The sequence below is a fragment of the Kitasatospora sp. NPDC033851 genome, assembly GCF_055576085.1.
The window spans coordinates 213,497-228,799 of the sequence record NZ_JBVIRL010000010.1; the positions used below are offsets into that span (position 1 = coordinate 213,497).

Genomic DNA, 15,303 nt, shown 5'->3' on the forward strand with positions numbered 1-15,303 from the left:
GCCACCTTCCCCTATTCGACCGCCACGCCGAAGGCCGTCGCCAACCCGGCCAGACCGTTCGTCACCGACCGGCCCGACGGGTTGAACTCCCAGCCGCCGCCCGCCCGTCGGAAGGCGCCCAGCAGCATCGCGCTGTCCGGCACCCCACCGGTGGTGCCCGCCCAGTCGGCCGGACCGGCGGCGCCCGGCCCGTACGCGGCGGCGACGGCCAGCCCGTGCACGTACCCGAGCGGCAGGGCCGGGGGCTCCTCCTCCTCGGTGGAGACGGCGACCACCACCTCGTCGACCGCGGCCGGCAGCCGGTGCAGGTCCAGGGTCAGCCGGGCCGCCCGGGTCGGCTCGCCCGGCACCGAACGGGTGGGGTGCAGACGGACGGCGCCGTCCGGATCCTGCGGACTGTTGAAGAACACGAAGTGCTCGTCGCTCAGCACCCGGCCGCCGGCACACAGGAAGACGGTGACGTCCAGCTCCACCGCGTCCCCGGCGGCCGTCCGGCTCTGCCAGCTCACCGTGAGCGCGCTCTCCCGCCCGGCCGGCTCGGCCTCCGCCGGCTTGACGCCCGCAGCGCCCGCGGCGGCCGAGGTGCCCCCGCCGAGCCGGCCGCGCAGGCCCTGCTCGGCCAGCAGCTCGACCAGCTCCGGGCCGCTCACCAGGGTCAGCGGCTTGCCCTCGATGTAGCTGTACGAGCCGCGGCCGAAGCCCGCCGTGGTGACCAGGATGCCCTTGATCGCGCCGTGGTGGCGGACCGTGGACTCCAGGTCGCGCACGGCCGTCGGCGGGACGGTCTTCTTGTAGCGCTTCGCCTGGATCACGATCTTGCCGCCGGTCACCGGGTCCAGGTCCTCGGCGACCACGTCCACCCCGACGTCGCCGCTGCGGGCCGTGGTCATCACCCGGAAACCGCGCAGCCGGAACAGCTCGGCGATCAGGTCCTCGAAGTCCAGCGGATCCATCGCGAACAGGTCCGGCTCGTCCTCGCCGCCGTGCCCGGCCAGGATCCCGCCGACCGTCTCCGGCCGCCGGTCCGGCCGCACCTCGTCCAGCCGCTCCGGGCGCGCCGACAGTCGGCCGCCCAGAGCCTGGAAGCACTCCACCGCGTCCACCCGGTCCAGTGCCAGCCCGGCGAACCCGGCCCGGGTCGCGGTCAGCGTCGACACGAAACGCTCGGCCTCCCGGCCGGTCGCCGGGTCGATGCCGAGGACGAAACCGTTCAGCACCACCGAGTCCAGCAGCCCGTCCCGGTCCGCCCGGAACACCTCCGCCACCACCCGCAGCGCCGACTGCGCCAGGACCTGCCGGTACAGCGCCTTGCGCTCCGTCGCCGGGCGGGCCACCTCGGCCTCGCGGTCGTCCGACTTCACGTACCGCACCCGGGCGGCCGCCGGCACCACGTCCGAGCCCGGCAGCTCCCAGTTCACCACCAGCTGCCGGCCCGCCCCGTCGAAGGCCGCCACCAGCCGGTGCGGGAAGCCCTCCGGCCAGGCCGCCGAGGCGTACAGGCCCGCCGTGAAGTACTCCTGCACCGCCTCCGGCTCACCCGCCCGCAGCCGCCGCAGCAACTCCTCGGTCCGCGCGCCCCGCTCCTCCTCCTGGCGGCGGAACTGCTCCGCCCAGGCCAGGTACTCCCCGTGGAACGCCCTCAGCCGGCGCTGCCGGTCCGCCTCCCGCGCCTGCGCCGCGTACCAGTCCTGCTCGAACCGGGCCCGGGCCTGGGCGAGGTACTGCTCGTACTGGCGCCGCACCCCCGGATTGCGCGCCTGCACCGGATCCGGCGGCGGCACGAAATAGGCGGCGGACGCCTGGTCCGGCAGCTCCACCGGCTCACCCAGCGGCCCCGGATCGAACGGCGGCACCGCGCTCGGCGCCAGCAGCGCCTGCGGACCGAACGCCGGCGCGGCCAGCCCGGAAGCCAGCAACCCCTTCAACTCCTCGACCCGGGCGTCCAGTTCGGCCGTCCGCCGGGCGACCTCCGCCTCCCGCGACTGCTGGTACGCGCGCTGCGCCTCCCGCTCGTCCCGGGCGGCCGCCCGCTGCGCCTCGCGCTGCTCCCGCTCCCGCCGACGCTCCTCCGCCGCCTCGGCGCGCCACCGGGCCTCCTCCCGGCGCTGCTGCTGCCGCTGCGCCTCCGCCCAGATCGCCAGCACACCGCTGCTCCGCCGCCCCGACACCGTCCACCCCATTCGCCTCGCACCGACCCTCGGGCCCGGCCGCGTGACGTCGCCTCCCGGCCACGCCGCCGACCGCGCCCGCCACAATAGAACGTGGACACCCCACCCGGCCAAGCCCCCGCGACCTGCGAGGCTCCCCGCCGACGCCCGGCCCCGTGCGCGCCGGGCCCTGACGCCTCATCGGCCCCCGCCCCGCCGCCCCGCCGCCGTCGGGCGTGAGCCCGGCGGTCCTGCCGGTGCGCCGGGCCGCCTCACTCCGCCGGGGCGGCGTACCAGCGCCACTCGGTGCGCTGCGGGCGGCCCGGGAAGGAGGTGCGGCCGGTGGCCCAGAGGAGGGCGGGCCAGGGGGCGTCGGTGATCGAGACGTCGGGGAAGAGCCGGGCGAGGGTGCGTTCGCAGAGGTCGGCGGGCGGGGTCCAGGGGAGTCCGAGGCCCTGGGCGACGTCGTGGAGGTGGACCAGGGTCTCGACCAGGCTCATGGCCACGAAGCCGGTCGGATCGGCGAGCCCCCACGGGTGGTGGGCGCGGGCCTGCGGCGGGGCGGCGCGGGCGACGGCGACCATCAACCCGCCACTGGCCTCCAGGACTTCGAGCAGTCCGTCCACCCCGCTGTCCGGTTCGGCGCGGACGAAGTTGTTCGGGCCGCCCGGCGCGCGGCGGGTCGCCACGAAGGGGACGTACCGGTCGCGCGGCGGCCGCGCCGGGCCGAGCTGCGCGGCGTACGCGAGGAGGTCGTCGGCGAGGTGCTCGACGGTCTCCCAGCAGCTCCAGCCGAGCGTGCCGGCCGGGCGCGACCAGTCGGCGTCGGCCGGCGCGCCGCGCAGGGCGTCGACGGCGAGCCGGAGGGCGAGGGCGAGGTCGTCCGGAGTGGGGGATTCGATCACGCCCCGACGCTAGCAGCGCCTCGGGCCGTCGGCCACGGATTCACATCCCCGGGCGGGCGGGGAGCTGAATCACCGTTGTCGGTGGCGGCAGGTAGCCTCACCTGGTCGAGCACCAACAGGGAGGGACGCCCGTGACGATCCCCGCACCGCAGCACCCGGAGCGCCCCGGGGGCTGGGTCTCCACCGGCCTGAGCTGGAAGGACGGCCACGCCGTGCTCGGCGCCGTGCGCGGCGCCCAGGTGCACGAGCGTGCGGTGGCGCCGGGTACGGAGGTCGGCTGGCTGCTCGGCGGCCCGCGGCGCTGCACCGGGGCCTGGCTGGTCGGGGCGACGGAGCGCACGCCCTGCCCGCACCACTCGGTGATCGATCCGGACGGCGGCGCGACGCAGTGCCCGGCCTGCCAGAGCGTGGACCGCGGCCTCGCCCTGGCGCGGGACCAGATCCTCGACGACGGCCGCACCTACCTGCTCTACCTCGCCTGGTTCGGCGAGGGCCTGCTGAAGGTCGGCCTGACCGCCGAGCAGCGCGGCGACAGCCGGCTGCTCGAACAGGGCGCGCTGGCCTACGCGTTCACCGCCCGCGGCGGCCTGCCCGCGGTGCGCCGCGCCGAACTCACCGTCGCCGCCTCGGGCCTGGCCCGCGAGCGGTACAAGTCCCGGCTGAAGGCCGACCACTGGTGGTCGCACGGCGACGCCGCGCACCGCCGTACGGTGCTCACCGAGGCCCGCGCCCAGGCGCACCGGCTGCTGGACGGCCACGCCGTGGAGCTGCTCGCCGACCCTCCGGTGGTGGACCACGTGGAGCGCTACGGCCTGGCGGGCGGCGCCCCGGAGGCCTACCGGGAGATCGCCGGACTGGCCGACGGCGCGGTGGTCACGGGCCGGCTCCGGCCGCCGATCGGCAAACACCTGTTCCTCGACCAGGCGGACGGCTCCGGCCCGCTGCTGCTGGACACCCGCCGCCTCACCGGCTGGACGCTCACGCCCGTCTCCGGCCGCCCGTCCGAGGGCCTGGCCCTGCGGGAGCGGGTCCGCCCGCCGGAGCCGGACACCCAGGAGGCGCTGTTCTGAGTCGGGCGGACCGCTCCTGACCAGCCTGGTTGCGTAGGGAAACGCGTCCAGGTCGACGCCGGGTTCATCGGACCGATCGGCCTTCCCGCCCGAACCACGCCCCGGGCCCCAGGCTGACCAGGGCCAGGTCCGTCTTCCCTTCGCGGGAAGGCCGATCCGACGCGCCCGTTGAGCCTGCCTAAACAAGCGTTCCGCCATCCTGCCTTGTTGATGTTGCTCCTGGACAGCAGGGTGGTCATGCACGCAGGTCCCGCTCGTCCGGTCGTTCCCTTCGGCTGCCGAGCCGGTGGCAACCTGCGCTCCGAGGCCGTCCCGGGCGCCCCGCCGTACGTGCCGGCCGAGGACGACGGCCGCTGGCGCAGCGCCGCCGCCCAGAACACCAGGGTCATCGATCCCGAGACCCTGCCCGCAGACCGAGTCCTGTCCAGGGGGAGTACAACCATGACAATCGCCGCATCCGCACCGCCCGTCACCGCCGAGCCCGTCCCGCTCAGGCGGTGGCTCGCCGTCGTGTCCGTCGCGGTCGGCACGTTCGTGCTGGTGACCGTCGAGTCGCTACCCGTGGGACTGCTCCCCTTCATCGGCGGGGCACTCGATGTCTCCCCGGGGACGGCGGGTCTGATGGTGACGGTCCCCGGCCTGGTCGCCTCCGCCACCGCACCGCTGCTCCCGGTGGCGATCGGGCGCCTGGACCGGCGGATCGTCCTGCTCTGGCTGATCGGCTTCATGGTGGCGGCCAACGGACTGTCGGCGCTGGCCCCCGACTTCGCTGTCCTGCTGGCCTCGCGTTTCCTCGTCGGCGTCAGCATCGGCGGCTTCTGGGCGCTGGCCACGGGCATCGCGGTACGCCTGGTTCCGGAGCGGTCGGTCCACCGGGCCGTCTCCGTGGTGTTCGGCGGAGCGACGGCCGCCAACGTCCTCGGGGTGCCCGCCGGGACACTGATCGGCGGGCTCGCCGACTGGCGGGTGGCGTTCGTGGCCGTGGGAGGGCTCGGCATGCTCGTCCTGGGCGCCCTGTTCCTGCTGTTGCCCCCGATGCCCGCCGAGCAGGCCGTTCGGCTGCGCACGTTGCCGGAGCAGTTCCGCAACCCCGTCGTGCGCGCGGGTGTCATCGCCACGTTCGTTCTGGTGAGCGGCCACTTCGCCGCCTTCACCTTCGTCAGCCCGATCCTGCAGCAGGTGTCCGGCATCGACGAGGCGATGGTCGCACCCCTCCTGCTCGGCTTCGGCGCCGCGGGTATCGTCGGCAACTTCCTGGCCGGCGCGGCCGCGGGGCGCAACGTCCGGGCGACCGTCATCACCATCGGCGCCCTGCTGACCCTGATCCTGGCGGCCTTCCCCCTCGCCGGCCGCACCCCCGGCGGCGGCGTGGTCCTGCTGATCGGCTGGGGCCTGGTCTTCGGCGGAGTTCCGGTCAGTGTCCAGACGTGGATCCTCAAGGCGGCGCCCGACTCGACCGAGGCGGCCACCGCCCTGAACACCTCCGTGTTCAACCTGGCCATCGCGCTCGGCGCGCTGTTCGGCGGGGCCGTCGCCAACCAGACGGCCATCAGCGGTGTCCTGGCGACCGGGGCGGCTCTCACCGCCCTCACCGCCACGGCGCTCTGGACCACACGAAAGAGCTGACCACACGGACACCGCGGACCCGGAAGGCCTCCATCACGGCAGGACCGGAAGGGCCTGCGGCGTCGTCCGGCCGATGGCGGCTTCGACCGGGAGTGGCGGATTCCTGTACGGGCCGCGTGATCTTCTCTACAGTGAAGCCCGCCACATCTCAAGATCAACGGGGGCAACGCGATGGAGAGCCAGAACGTCCTGATTTCGGGAGCCGGTGTCGCCGGGACCACGCTCGCCTACTGGCTTCGCGATCACGGCTTCACCCCGACCGTGGTCGAGCGTGCGCCCGGGATCCGCCCCGGCGGGTACAAGATCGACATTCGTGGGGCCGCCCTGGACGTGGTCGAGAGGATGGGGATCCTGGAGGAGGTCCGGCGCAACAGGACCGACGTGCTGGGGGCCTCGATCGTCAATGCCAAGGGCAAGCGGGTCAAGAGCATGGACGCCGACAGCCACGGCGGCCGGGTGAGCGGCGATGCCGAGATCATGCGCGGGGACCTCACCCGCATCCTGCACGACCTGACCAAGGACGACGTCGAGTACCGCTTCGACGACTCCATCGCCCGCCTGGTGGACGGCACCGAGGGTGTCGAGGTGACCTTCGAGAGTGGAGAGACCCGCACCTTCGACCTCGTCGTCGGCGCGGACGGCCTGCACTCCGCCACCCGAGCCCTCGCCTTCGGCCCGGAGGAGCAGTTCCTCCAGGACATGGGGTACGGGGTCGCCATCTTCAGTGTGCCCAACCATCTCGACCTGGACCGCTGGGAGCTCACCTATGTCGGTCCCGGGCGCACGGCACTGACGTACACCACCGCCCGGGACGCCGGCGCCAAGGCGATGTTCCTCTGGGCCGCGGACACCCTGACATACGACCGCCGCGACACCGACGGCCAGAAGGAGCTCCTTCGCGAGGCGTACGCCGACGAGGGCTGGGAGGTCCCCCGGTTCCTCGACGCACTGCCCACGACGCCCGACTTCTACTTCGACTCGCTCACCCAGGTCCGTATGGACAGCTGGTCCAACGGCCGGGTGGCACTGGTCGGGGACGCGGCCTACTGCGCCTCCCCTGCCTCCGGGCAGGGGACGAGCCTTGCCCTGGTGGGGGCCTACGTCCTGGCGGGTGAACTGGCCGACGCCAAGGGCGACATCGGGGGCTTCACCTCGTACGAACACCAGATGCGCGGCTTCGCCGAGGCCAACCAGAAGCTCGGCCCGGCCAACATCAAGCACATGGTCATGCGGACCCGGGGTCAGGTCCGGTTCTCGATGGCCATGCTCTCGCTCCTCCAGCACCTGCCGGGCAAGGACCGCATGATGGCCAAGGTCCTGGAACCGATCCAGCGGGCGGCCAACGCCATCGAGCTCAAGACCTACTGATACGACTCCGACCCGCGCTGCACCGCGCGTCGCGTTCACGTGCCGGTGGTGGGCGTGAACCGCCGCGTGGCCGCGCCCGCGACCGATCATCCGTCCGTCGAGCGGAACGGTCGGGACGATCGCGCCGGCGGGCGAGCCCGCCGGCGCGATCCGGAACAGGACGTCGCCGAGGCCGGGTTCATCGAACCCGGGGGTGGTCAGGGCAGGCGTCGTACCGGGGAGACCCGGCGGATGTGGATGATGACGTCGAAGGCTTCGGCCAGCGAGGCGACGGCCAGGTATTCGGCGGCGTCGTTGTCCGGGGTGTAGACGCCGCTGATGACCCGGGCTTTCGCCGGTCCGTCCCACTGGCGGCGTACGTCCTCGTGACGCAGATCCAACCAGCGGGCGGGCAGGTCCGTCTCGCCGAGCTTCGCGTCGACCAGGTCCGCGGCCGGGTCCGGGACGACGGCCACGCCGAGGTCGCCGTGATGGAAGCCGATCGCCACGGAGACGTACTGCGCGCCGTAGCGCTTGCGCAGCAGGCTGCCGACGGTGGTCTGCGGACCACGGTCGGGTGCCAGACCGAGCACCGTCCCGGTCGCCGACGTGTGCGCGATGCCGTCCCAGTAGACGGTGCGCAGACCGGTCCGGCCCAGGGAGTCGGCGACGACCTCGGACCACGCCTCGGCCTCGCCCGCGTAGCTGCCACGCCCGGCCACGCTGTGCTCGTGGAAGGACACGATCAGCCGCATCCTCGCGACCGCGTCGTCGGCACCGGGGAGGGGTTCGACCAACGCGAGTGCGTCGCGGGCGTGTTCGGTGAACGGCCGGCCCGGGTGGACTCCCCGCGCGCGCTGCACGTGCTCCTCGGTCTCGTGGGCGGTGCGGATGGGGTCCAGGTGGGCCGCCACCCGGGCGAGCCTCTCCGGCGCCGACGCGCGCACATGTGCCAGGACGGCGTCGTAGTCGGCGGGCGCAGCCTGGACCGGCTTGACGCCGAAGATCCGGACCGGATCGTCCGCGTGGTCCCGGTTGAACGCCCGGATCCACTCCAGGGCGGTGACCATCTCGGCGGTGCGCCACGGCTTCCAGGCGCCGGCCAGCGCGGCCGCGGCCGTGCCCTCCCCACCGAGCACGTACCCGTCGAGGGCGGCGGCGGCACCCACGTTGTCCTGGACGGCCAGCGCGCGGAAGCCGTGGTGCCGGACCAGCCGGCGGAACAGCTGGTCCCGCACCCCGAAGGTCTCGCGGGAGAAGCGGGTGGACTCTCCGATGCCGACCACCGTGGCGGCGGCGAGCCGCCCGGCGATCCCGTCGAGCACGGCACCGGACAGCGGGAGGGCGTCGGCGTCGGCGGCGGGGTGCGGAGCGACGGGGACGGGGAGACGGCGGGAGGCGGTTTCGTTTGGCATGCGTAGAGCCTCAAACATGAAGTTGACTTGACGTCAAGGCGGTCAGGAACGGCCCTGGATGAGCTCGGGCGGCAGGACCGGCGGGTTGCCCTGGGTCCAGGTGATGTGCAGGTCGGCTCGCGTGAGCCGCCAGCCGTCGGCCGTACGGACCAGCTCGTTGACGGTGCGTCCGCCGGACAGGAAGAGGCTCTGGCCGGCGGCGAGTACGTGGGTGCTGAGCTGGTTTCCGCGCAGGGTGGCCCGGTCGTCGGCCACCTCGATGACGTAGTTGGAACCGAAGTGCACGGTGCGGTCGAAGAGGTCGAGGGCGGCACGGACGTTGCCCAGGATGGCGTCCCGCCCCCGGACGTACCCGGCCGGGGTCTCGGTGCTGGCCTGCTCGGTGAAGAAGGACTCGGCCCATGCCTCGTCGAAGTGTCGGTCGTCGAGCGACCGGAGGTAGCGGTCGAAGAGGTCGGCGATCTCGGCGCGGTCGGTCAGGGCGCGGATCTCGGCGTGCAGCTTCTCGGTGTTCATGCGGCTCCCTTGAAACGTGATTCGTACCAACCCTGCAAGGTGACGGAGCCGCCGACAAGGCGTCATACTGGAACGTTTGTTTAGGCTGGTTCAACAACCGAGGAGAAGCGGTGCTGGAACGGGTGGAACTGGAAGCTTTCCTGGCGCTGGCTCAGGAACTGCACTTCGGGCGCACCGCCGAACGCCTGCATCTGACCACCGGCCGGATCAGCCAGAGCATCAAGAAGCTGGAGCGTCAGATCGGCACGCCGCTGTTCGAACGCACCAGCCGCTATGTCCGCCTCACCCCGGCCGGACAGCAACTCCACGACGATCTCCTTCCGGCCTACCAGCAGATCACGGCCGGGGTGGTGAAGGCGATCAACGCCGCGCAAGGCATTCAGAGCGTGCTGAGGGTCGGTTTCGTCGGTGCCGCCGCGGGACAACTCATGGTCCAGGCCGCGGAACTGTACGCCCAGCGCCACCCCGGCGCCCGGGCAGTACCCAGAGAGCTACAGATCGTCGACGGGTTCCCCCGGCTGCGCGACGGGGACGTGGACCTGCTCATCGTCTCCCTGCCCCACCAGGAGCCCGGGATGACCAACGGTCCGGTCCTGTTCTCCGAATCCCGGATGCTGGCCGTCCCCTCCGGCCACCCGCTGGCCCGCCGTGCCACCGTCTCGATGGAGGACCTCGTACACGTCAGGCTCCTCCAGGTGGCCAAGAGCGTCCCCGACTACTGGCGCACGGCGCGCACGCCCCTGCGGACCCCGGGCGGCCAACCCGTCGAGACCGGCCCGGACTTCGAGACGTTCCAGGAGGCCCTGGCCCTGATCGGCGCCGGCCACGGCGCCTTCGTGGTGGGCGCCCAGGCAGCCCTCTACTACGCCCGTTCCGACATCGTCTACGTTCCCCTCAGCGATGCGCCACCCCTGGAGTGGGTACCCACCTGGCTCGACTCGAACACGATCGACACGACCGCTCGCATCCACGCCTTCAACCGGACCGCCCAGGAGGCAGCCGCTCGGACGGGCGCGGACCCCGGCCGCTGACGCGCCGACGGCCATACGCCTTCCCGGCCCGGTCGCCGCAGGCCAGGCGAACTCCTTCCCGCAGGCTGTCTCCGAGCCCCGGAGGCCGGTCCGTTACTGGAGCTTGCTGCGCACCCCGCCCGGTCCCGAGCGGGCCCGGCGGGACAGCGGGGGCCGGGACGGGCGGACGTCGTGGCGCGTGCCCGGGTCGGCGGCCTCGGCGGCCCGCCGGGCGAGCGCGGCCCGGGCGGCGGCCAGGGCGACGCGGGCGAGCAGCGGGTCCTCCCGGACACCGGCCTCGTGCTGGGCGCGCTGGCAGTGGGCGCACCAGACGGGCGAGGCCGGCCCGTCCGGGTACACCATGCTCTCGGGCGGCAGGTAGTGCCCACCGCACTCGACGCACTCGAAGACCAACCTCATCCGACGATCACCGTCCCGGATCCGTGGCACCGACCACAGGGCGACCAGAACTCGTGGACCCTGGGCACCATGCTTCCTTCCTCGTCCAGTTCGACCGTTGCCTCGGTCTTCTGGGTCCCCCCGGACCCGCCGCAGCCGGAACAGGACTGAACCTCGGGCATATGCCGTCCCTCCCTGGCGGAGCACCACCGTAGCGCGATTTTCCGCCCGGGAGCACCGCTCGGGACGATCCACCACCCGTACGGGGAGCGCGAACTGGCGCCGCACGCCCTGCCGGGACGGGGCCGGCCCCTCGCGCGAGCACCAGCGCGAGGGGCCGACGGTCGGTGGGCCCGACCGCATGTGGGGGAGTGCCGGGGGCGTGTCAGCCGCGGGCGGCCCGCAGGAACTCCCGGTTCATCGCCGCGATGCTGGGCAGCGGGATGCCCTTGGGGCAGGCGGTGGCGCACTCGCCGGTGTTGGTGCAGCCGCCGAAGCCCTCGGCGTCCATGGCCGCGACCATGTTCCGCACCCGGGACGCCCGTTCCGGCGCGCCCTGCGGGAGGACGTTGAGGTGGACGACCTTGGCGGAGGTGAAGAGCATCGCCGAGCCGTTCGGGCAGGCCGCCACGCAGGCGCCGCAGCCGATGCACTCGGCGTGCTCGAAGGCGGTGTCGGCGGCGTCCTTGGGGACGGGCGTGGCGTGCGCCTCGGGCGCGCTGCCGGTGGGGGCGGTGATGTAGCCGCCGGAGCCGATGATCCGGTCGAAGGCCGAGCGGTCCACGACCAGGTCCTTGACGACCGGGAAGGCCGCCGCCCGCCAGGGCTCGACGTCGATGGTGTCGCCGTCCTGGAAGTGCCGCATGTGCAGCTGGCAGGTGGTGGTCCGCTCGGGGCCGTGCGCCTGGCCGTTGATGACCATGCCGCAGGCGCCGCAGATGCCCTCGCGGCAGTCGTGGTCGAAGGCGACCGGCTGGTCGCCGCGGGTGATCAGCTCCTCGTTGAGGGTGTCGAGCATCTCCAGGAAGGACATGTCCGGGCTGATCCCGCTGACCCGGTAGGTGGTCATCGACCCGGGTGCGTCCGGGCCCGCCTGGCGCCAGATGCGCAGGGTGAGGTTCATGCGTAGCTCCGCTGGGTGGGGTGGACGTGGTCGAACTCGAGGGCCTCGCGGTGGAGGACGGGCGCCGCGCCGGTGCCGGTGAACTCCCAGGCGGCGGCGTAGGTGAACTCCTCGTCGCGCCGGGCGGCCTCGCCGTCGGGGGTCTGGCTCTCGGTGCGGAAGTGGCCGCCGCAGGACTCGGCGCGGTGCAGGGCGTCCAGGCACATCAGCTCGGCCAGCTCGAAGTAGTCGACGAGCCGGTTGGCCTTCTCCAGCGACTGGTTGAGCTCCTGCCCGGTGCCGGGCACCTTGATCCGGCGCCAGAACTCCTCGCGCAGCCGCGGGATCCGCTCCAGCGCCCGCTTCAGCCCGGCCGCGTCGCGGGCCATGCCGCACTCGTCCCAGAGCAGTTCGCCGAGTTCGCGGTGGAAGGAGTCCGGGGTGCGGTCGCCGTCGACGGCGAGGATCAGGTGGAGGCGGTCCTCGACCTCGGCCTCGGTCTCGGTGAGCACCGGGTGGTCGGCGGGTACGGCGGGCAGCGGGTGGCGGGCCAGGTAGTCGTTGAGGGTGGGCGGCAGCACGAAGTAGCCGTCGGCGAGGCCCTGCATCAGGGCGCTGGCGCCGAGCCGGTTGGCGCCGTGGTCGGAGAAGTTGGCCTCGCCGATCGCGAACAGGCCCGGGACGGTGGTCTGCAGGTCGTAGTCGACCCAGAGGCCGCCCATCGTGTAGTGGATCGCCGGGTAGATCCGCATCGGCACCCGGTACGGGTCCTCGGCGGTGATCCGCTCGTACATCTCGAAGAGGTTGCCGTACCTGGCCTCGACGGCGTCCCGGCCCATCCGGCGGATCGCGTCGGCGAAGTCCAGGTAGACGCCCTGGCCGCCGGGGCCGACGCCGCGGCCCTCGTCGCAGACGTTCTTGGCGGCCCGGGAGGCGATGTCGCGCGGCACCAGGTTGCCGAAGGACGGGTAGATCCGCTCCAGGTAGTAGTCCCGCTCCTCCTCCGGGATCTCGGCCGGCGGCCGGGTGTCGCCCTGGGCCTTGGGCACCCAGATCCGGCCGTCGTTGCGCAGCGACTCGCTCATCAGGGTCAGCTTGGACTGGTGGTCGCCGGAGCGCGGAATGCAGGTGGGGTGGATCTGGGTGAAGCACGGATTGGCGAAGTAGGCGCCGCGCCGGTGCGCCCGCCAGATCGCGGTGGCGTTGGAGTTCTTGGCGTTGGTCGAGAGGTAGAAGACGTTGCCGTAGCCGCCGCTGGCGAGGACGACGGCGTCCGCGGTGTGGGAGCGGATCTCGCCGGTGACCAGGTCGCGGGCGACGATGCCGCGGGCCCGGCCGTCGACGACCAGCAGGTCCAGCATCTCGGTGCGCGGGTGGAGCTCCACGTTCCCGGCGGCGATCTGCCGGGAGAGCGCCTGGTAGGCGCCGAGCAGCAGCTGCTGGCCGGTCTGGCCGCGGGCGTAGAAGGTGCGGGAGACCTGGACGCCGCCGAAGGAGCGGGTGTCCAGCAGGCCGCCGTACTCGCGGGCGAAGGGCACGCCCTGGGCCACGCACTGGTCGATGATCTCCACCGACACCTGGGCGAGCCGGTGCACATTGGACTCGCGGGCGCGGAAGTCGCCGCCCTTGACGGTGTCGTAGAACAGCCGGCGGACCGAGTCGCCGTCGTTGCGGTAGTTCTTGGCCGCGTTGATGCCGCCCTGGGCGGCGATCGAGTGGGCGCGCCGGGGGGAGTCCTGGAAGCAGAACTGGACGACGTGGTAGCCCTGTTCGGCCAGGGTCGCGCCGGCCGCGCCGCCGGCCAGGCCGGTGCCGACCACGATCACGGTGTGCTTGCGCCGGTTCGCCGGGTTGACCAGCTTGGCGTCGAACCGCCGCTGGTCCCAGCGCTGTTCGATCGGCCCGGCGGGGGCCTTGGTGTCGGCGACCGGCTCGCCGAGCGTGTAGTCCAGGTAGCTGACGTCAGCACTGCTCACGTCAGCACTGCTCACTCCGCCGCTGCTCACTTCAGGGCTGTTCACTTCACCACTCCGGTCATCACGGCCACGGGGACGGACAGGAAGCCGGCGGTTAGCACGAGCGCCAGGCCGTTGGCGGTCAGCTTGAGGGCCCGGTCCCGGCGGGTGTTGTTGGCGCCGAGGGTCTGCGCGGCGCTCCAGAAGCCGTGCCGGATGTGCAGGCCGAGGGCCAGCATCGCGACGACGTAGATCAGGCAGGAGTACCAGGTGCCGAACGAGGCCACGATGTTCTGGTACGGGTGGCCCTCCTCGGCGGCCGGGTTCACGGTCAGCGTGGTCAGGTCGAGGATGTGCCAGACGATGAACAGTGCCAGGATCACCCCGCCCCAGCGCATGGTCCGGGTCGCGTAGCTCGCCCGGCGGCGCTTGTGCGCGTACTTGCTCGGCCGGGCGGCGAGGTCGCGCCGGCTGAGCTGGTACGCGGAGACGCCGTGCAGCACGACGGAGGCCAGCAGGGCGAGCCGGGCGATCCACAGGAACCACGCGTGGCCCAGGAACGGCCGGCCGATGGTGCGCAGCCAGGCCGCGTAGCCGTTGATGTCGTCCGGGCCGAAGAACACCTTGAGGTTGCCCAGCATGTGCGCGACCAGGTACAGCAGCATGACCAGTCCGGTGACGGCCATGACCGCCTTCTTGCCGACGGTCGACCGCCAGAGCGTCGCCAGGGTGGACGGATGCCGGGCCGTCCGAGTCGCGGTTGTCATGGCTGCCACGGTAGGGACGGCCGCGAGGGTACGTCCAAGACATGACGCGGCTCATGACGATAGGCACCGACTATCGACGCGGCCTATCCTGGCCGGGTGCAGCTCCAACAACTCCGCTACTTCCTGGCCGTCGCCGAGACCCGCCACTTCACCCGGGCGGCCGATGCCGCGCATGTGGCACAGCCGTCCCTCTCGCAACAGATCCGGGCGCTGGAACGGGAGTTGGGTGCCGAGCTGTTCCACCGCACCCGGGGCAACATCGCACTGACCGACGCCGGGGACGCCCTGCTGCCACTGGCCCGGCGCATCCTCGCGGACACCGAGAGCGCCCGGCTGGCCGTCCAGGAGACGGTGCAGCTGCGCCGCGGCCGGGTCCGGCTGGGCGCGCCGCCGAGCCTGTGCACCAGTCTGGTGCCGGACGTGCTGCGGGTGTTCCGGGACCGCCACCCGGGCGTGGCGCTGGTGGTCCGCGAGGGCGGCTCGCGCGACCTGGTCCGCTCGCTGGCGGCGGGGGAGCTGGACCTCGCGCTGATCATCACCCCGACCAGCGGGGAGCAGACGCCCGCCCTGGCCGTCACCGAGCTGCTGCACGAGGAGCTGGTGCTGGTCTCCGCCGAGCCGCGCCCCCGCCGCAAGGTCCGGGTGACCGAGCTGCGGGGGTGGCCGCTGGTGATGTTCCGGGAGGGCTACGACCTGCGGGAGACGACCCTGGCGGCCTGCCGGGCGGCCGGCTTCGAACCGGAGTTCGCGGTGGAGGGCGGCGAGATGGACGCGGTGCTCGGCTTCGTCCGCGCCGGGCTCGGGCCCGCCGTCGTCCCCGGCATGGTCGCGGCCCGCTCCGGCCTGGCGGTCACCCCGTTCGCCGGGCCGGGCCTGGGCCGCACCATCGCCGTCGCCCACGGCTACGAGGTGCCCCCCACCCGCGCCGCCACCGCACTGCGCGCCACCCTCCTCGCCCACCTGCACACCGCCGCCGGCAGCGGCGAACTCCCCCCGGGCACCACGCTGTTGCTGCCATGACCTGGGGCCCGGGGCGCGGGGCCC

General features: G+C 73.0%; 13 protein-coding genes. 5 read left to right on the forward strand and 8 right to left on the reverse strand.

The genetic code is table 11. From position 1 onward, the window contains the following. Positions 1-11: 11 nt before the first annotated feature. Positions 12-2,144, reverse strand: coding sequence for a restriction endonuclease (locus ACZ51D_RS21080; RefSeq protein ID WP_465663243.1), 2,133 nt, complete (start codon positions 2,142-2,144; stop codon positions 12-14). A gap of 275 nt (positions 2,145-2,419) precedes the next feature. Further along, positions 2,420-3,049 carry a maleylpyruvate isomerase N-terminal domain-containing protein gene (locus tag ACZ51D_RS21085; protein ID WP_465663284.1) on the reverse strand — a complete coding sequence of 210 codons (630 nt, stop codon included), beginning with the start codon at positions 3,047-3,049 and terminating at the stop codon, positions 2,420-2,422. Positions 3,050-3,183: 134 nt separating this feature from the next. Between ACZ51D_RS21085 and ACZ51D_RS21090 the strand changes: the two genes are divergently transcribed. The 3 genes from ACZ51D_RS21090 to ACZ51D_RS21100 all read left to right on the forward strand — a co-directional run bounded on the left by ACZ51D_RS21090 (position 3,184) and on the right by ACZ51D_RS21100 (position 7,116). Further along, positions 3,184-4,122, forward strand: coding sequence for a DUF2797 domain-containing protein (locus ACZ51D_RS21090; protein ID WP_465663244.1), 939 nt, complete (start codon positions 3,184-3,186; stop codon positions 4,120-4,122). 237 nt (positions 4,123-4,359) lie between these two features. Continuing rightward, the gene (locus ACZ51D_RS21095; RefSeq protein WP_465663245.1) at positions 4,360-5,748 is read left to right on the forward strand and encodes an MFS transporter; all 1,389 of its coding nucleotides are present in this window, start codon (positions 4,360-4,362) and stop codon (positions 5,746-5,748) included. A gap of 171 nt (positions 5,749-5,919) precedes the next feature. Further along, complete coding sequence (locus ACZ51D_RS21100) at positions 5,920-7,116, forward strand: FAD-dependent monooxygenase (RefSeq protein WP_465619086.1); 1,197 nt, start codon at positions 5,920-5,922, stop codon at positions 7,114-7,116. Between the two features lie 197 nt (positions 7,117-7,313). On the opposite strand, the gene ACZ51D_RS21105 is transcribed toward ACZ51D_RS21100, so the two are convergent. Together ACZ51D_RS21105 and ACZ51D_RS21110 are read right to left on the reverse strand one after the other, a co-directional pair. After that, positions 7,314-8,510: an erythromycin esterase family protein gene (locus tag ACZ51D_RS21105; protein ID WP_465663246.1), complete on the reverse strand. Its 1,197-nt coding sequence runs from the start codon at positions 8,508-8,510 to the stop codon at positions 7,314-7,316. Between the two features lie 42 nt (positions 8,511-8,552). After that, positions 8,553-9,026 carry a nuclear transport factor 2 family protein gene (locus tag ACZ51D_RS21110; protein WP_465619090.1) on the reverse strand — a complete coding sequence of 158 codons (474 nt, stop codon included), beginning with the start codon at positions 9,024-9,026 and terminating at the stop codon, positions 8,553-8,555. Positions 9,027-9,136: 110 nt separating this feature from the next. Here ACZ51D_RS21110 and ACZ51D_RS21115 point away from each other — a divergent pair, with 110 nt between their 5' ends. Further along, positions 9,137-10,057, forward strand: a complete 921-nt coding sequence (locus ACZ51D_RS21115; RefSeq protein WP_465619092.1) for a LysR family transcriptional regulator — start codon at positions 9,137-9,139, stop codon at positions 10,055-10,057. A 93-nt stretch (positions 10,058-10,150) separates the two neighbouring features. Here ACZ51D_RS21115 and ACZ51D_RS21120 read toward each other — a convergent pair whose 3' ends face one another. The 4 genes from ACZ51D_RS21120 to ACZ51D_RS21135 all read right to left on the reverse strand — a co-directional run bounded on the left by ACZ51D_RS21120 (position 10,151) and on the right by ACZ51D_RS21135 (position 14,259). Continuing rightward, positions 10,151-10,456, reverse strand: a complete 306-nt coding sequence (locus tag ACZ51D_RS21120; protein ID WP_465663247.1) for a hypothetical protein — start codon at positions 10,454-10,456, stop codon at positions 10,151-10,153. A 364-nt stretch (positions 10,457-10,820) separates the two neighbouring features. Next, complete coding sequence (locus tag ACZ51D_RS21125) at positions 10,821-11,558, reverse strand: succinate dehydrogenase/fumarate reductase iron-sulfur subunit (RefSeq protein ID WP_360491526.1); 738 nt, start codon at positions 11,556-11,558, stop codon at positions 10,821-10,823. After that, a complete protein-coding gene (locus ACZ51D_RS21130) occupies positions 11,555-13,513 on the reverse strand; it encodes a fumarate reductase/succinate dehydrogenase flavoprotein subunit (protein ID WP_465619096.1) in 1,959 nt (652 codons plus the stop codon). Before ACZ51D_RS21130 ends, ACZ51D_RS21125 begins: the two co-directional genes overlap by 4 nt. A 41-nt stretch (positions 13,514-13,554) precedes the next feature. Next, positions 13,555-14,259, reverse strand: a complete 705-nt coding sequence (locus tag ACZ51D_RS21135) for a succinate dehydrogenase cytochrome b subunit (RefSeq protein WP_360491520.1) — start codon at positions 14,257-14,259, stop codon at positions 13,555-13,557. A gap of 96 nt (positions 14,260-14,355) precedes the next feature. Between ACZ51D_RS21135 and ACZ51D_RS21140 the strand changes: the two genes are divergently transcribed. Next, positions 14,356-15,279, forward strand: coding sequence for a LysR family transcriptional regulator (locus tag ACZ51D_RS21140; RefSeq protein WP_465619099.1), 924 nt, complete (start codon positions 14,356-14,358; stop codon positions 15,277-15,279). Positions 15,280-15,303: the final 24 nt, after the last annotated feature.

Coding starts and splice junctions, on each gene's coding strand:
- ACZ51D_RS21095 (WP_465663245.1), top strand. CDS start 4,360: ATGCACGCAGGTCCCGCTCGTCCGGTCGTTCCCTTCGGCTGCCGAGCC.
- ACZ51D_RS21100 (WP_465619086.1), top strand. CDS start 5,920: ATGGAGAGCCAGAACGTCCTGATTTCGGGAGCCGGTGTCGCCGGGACC.
- ACZ51D_RS21105 (WP_465663246.1), bottom strand. CDS start 8,510: ATGCCAAACGAAACCGCCTCCCGCCGTCTCCCCGTCCCCGTCGCTCCG.
- ACZ51D_RS21110 (WP_465619090.1), bottom strand. CDS start 9,026: ATGAACACCGAGAAGCTGCACGCCGAGATCCGCGCCCTGACCGACCGC.
- ACZ51D_RS21120 (WP_465663247.1), bottom strand. CDS start 10,456: ATGAGGTTGGTCTTCGAGTGCGTCGAGTGCGGTGGGCACTACCTGCCG.
- ACZ51D_RS21125 (WP_360491526.1), bottom strand. CDS start 11,558: ATGAACCTCACCCTGCGCATCTGGCGCCAGGCGGGCCCGGACGCACCC.
- ACZ51D_RS21135 (WP_360491520.1), bottom strand. CDS start 14,259: ATGACAACCGCGACTCGGACGGCCCGGCATCCGTCCACCCTGGCGACG.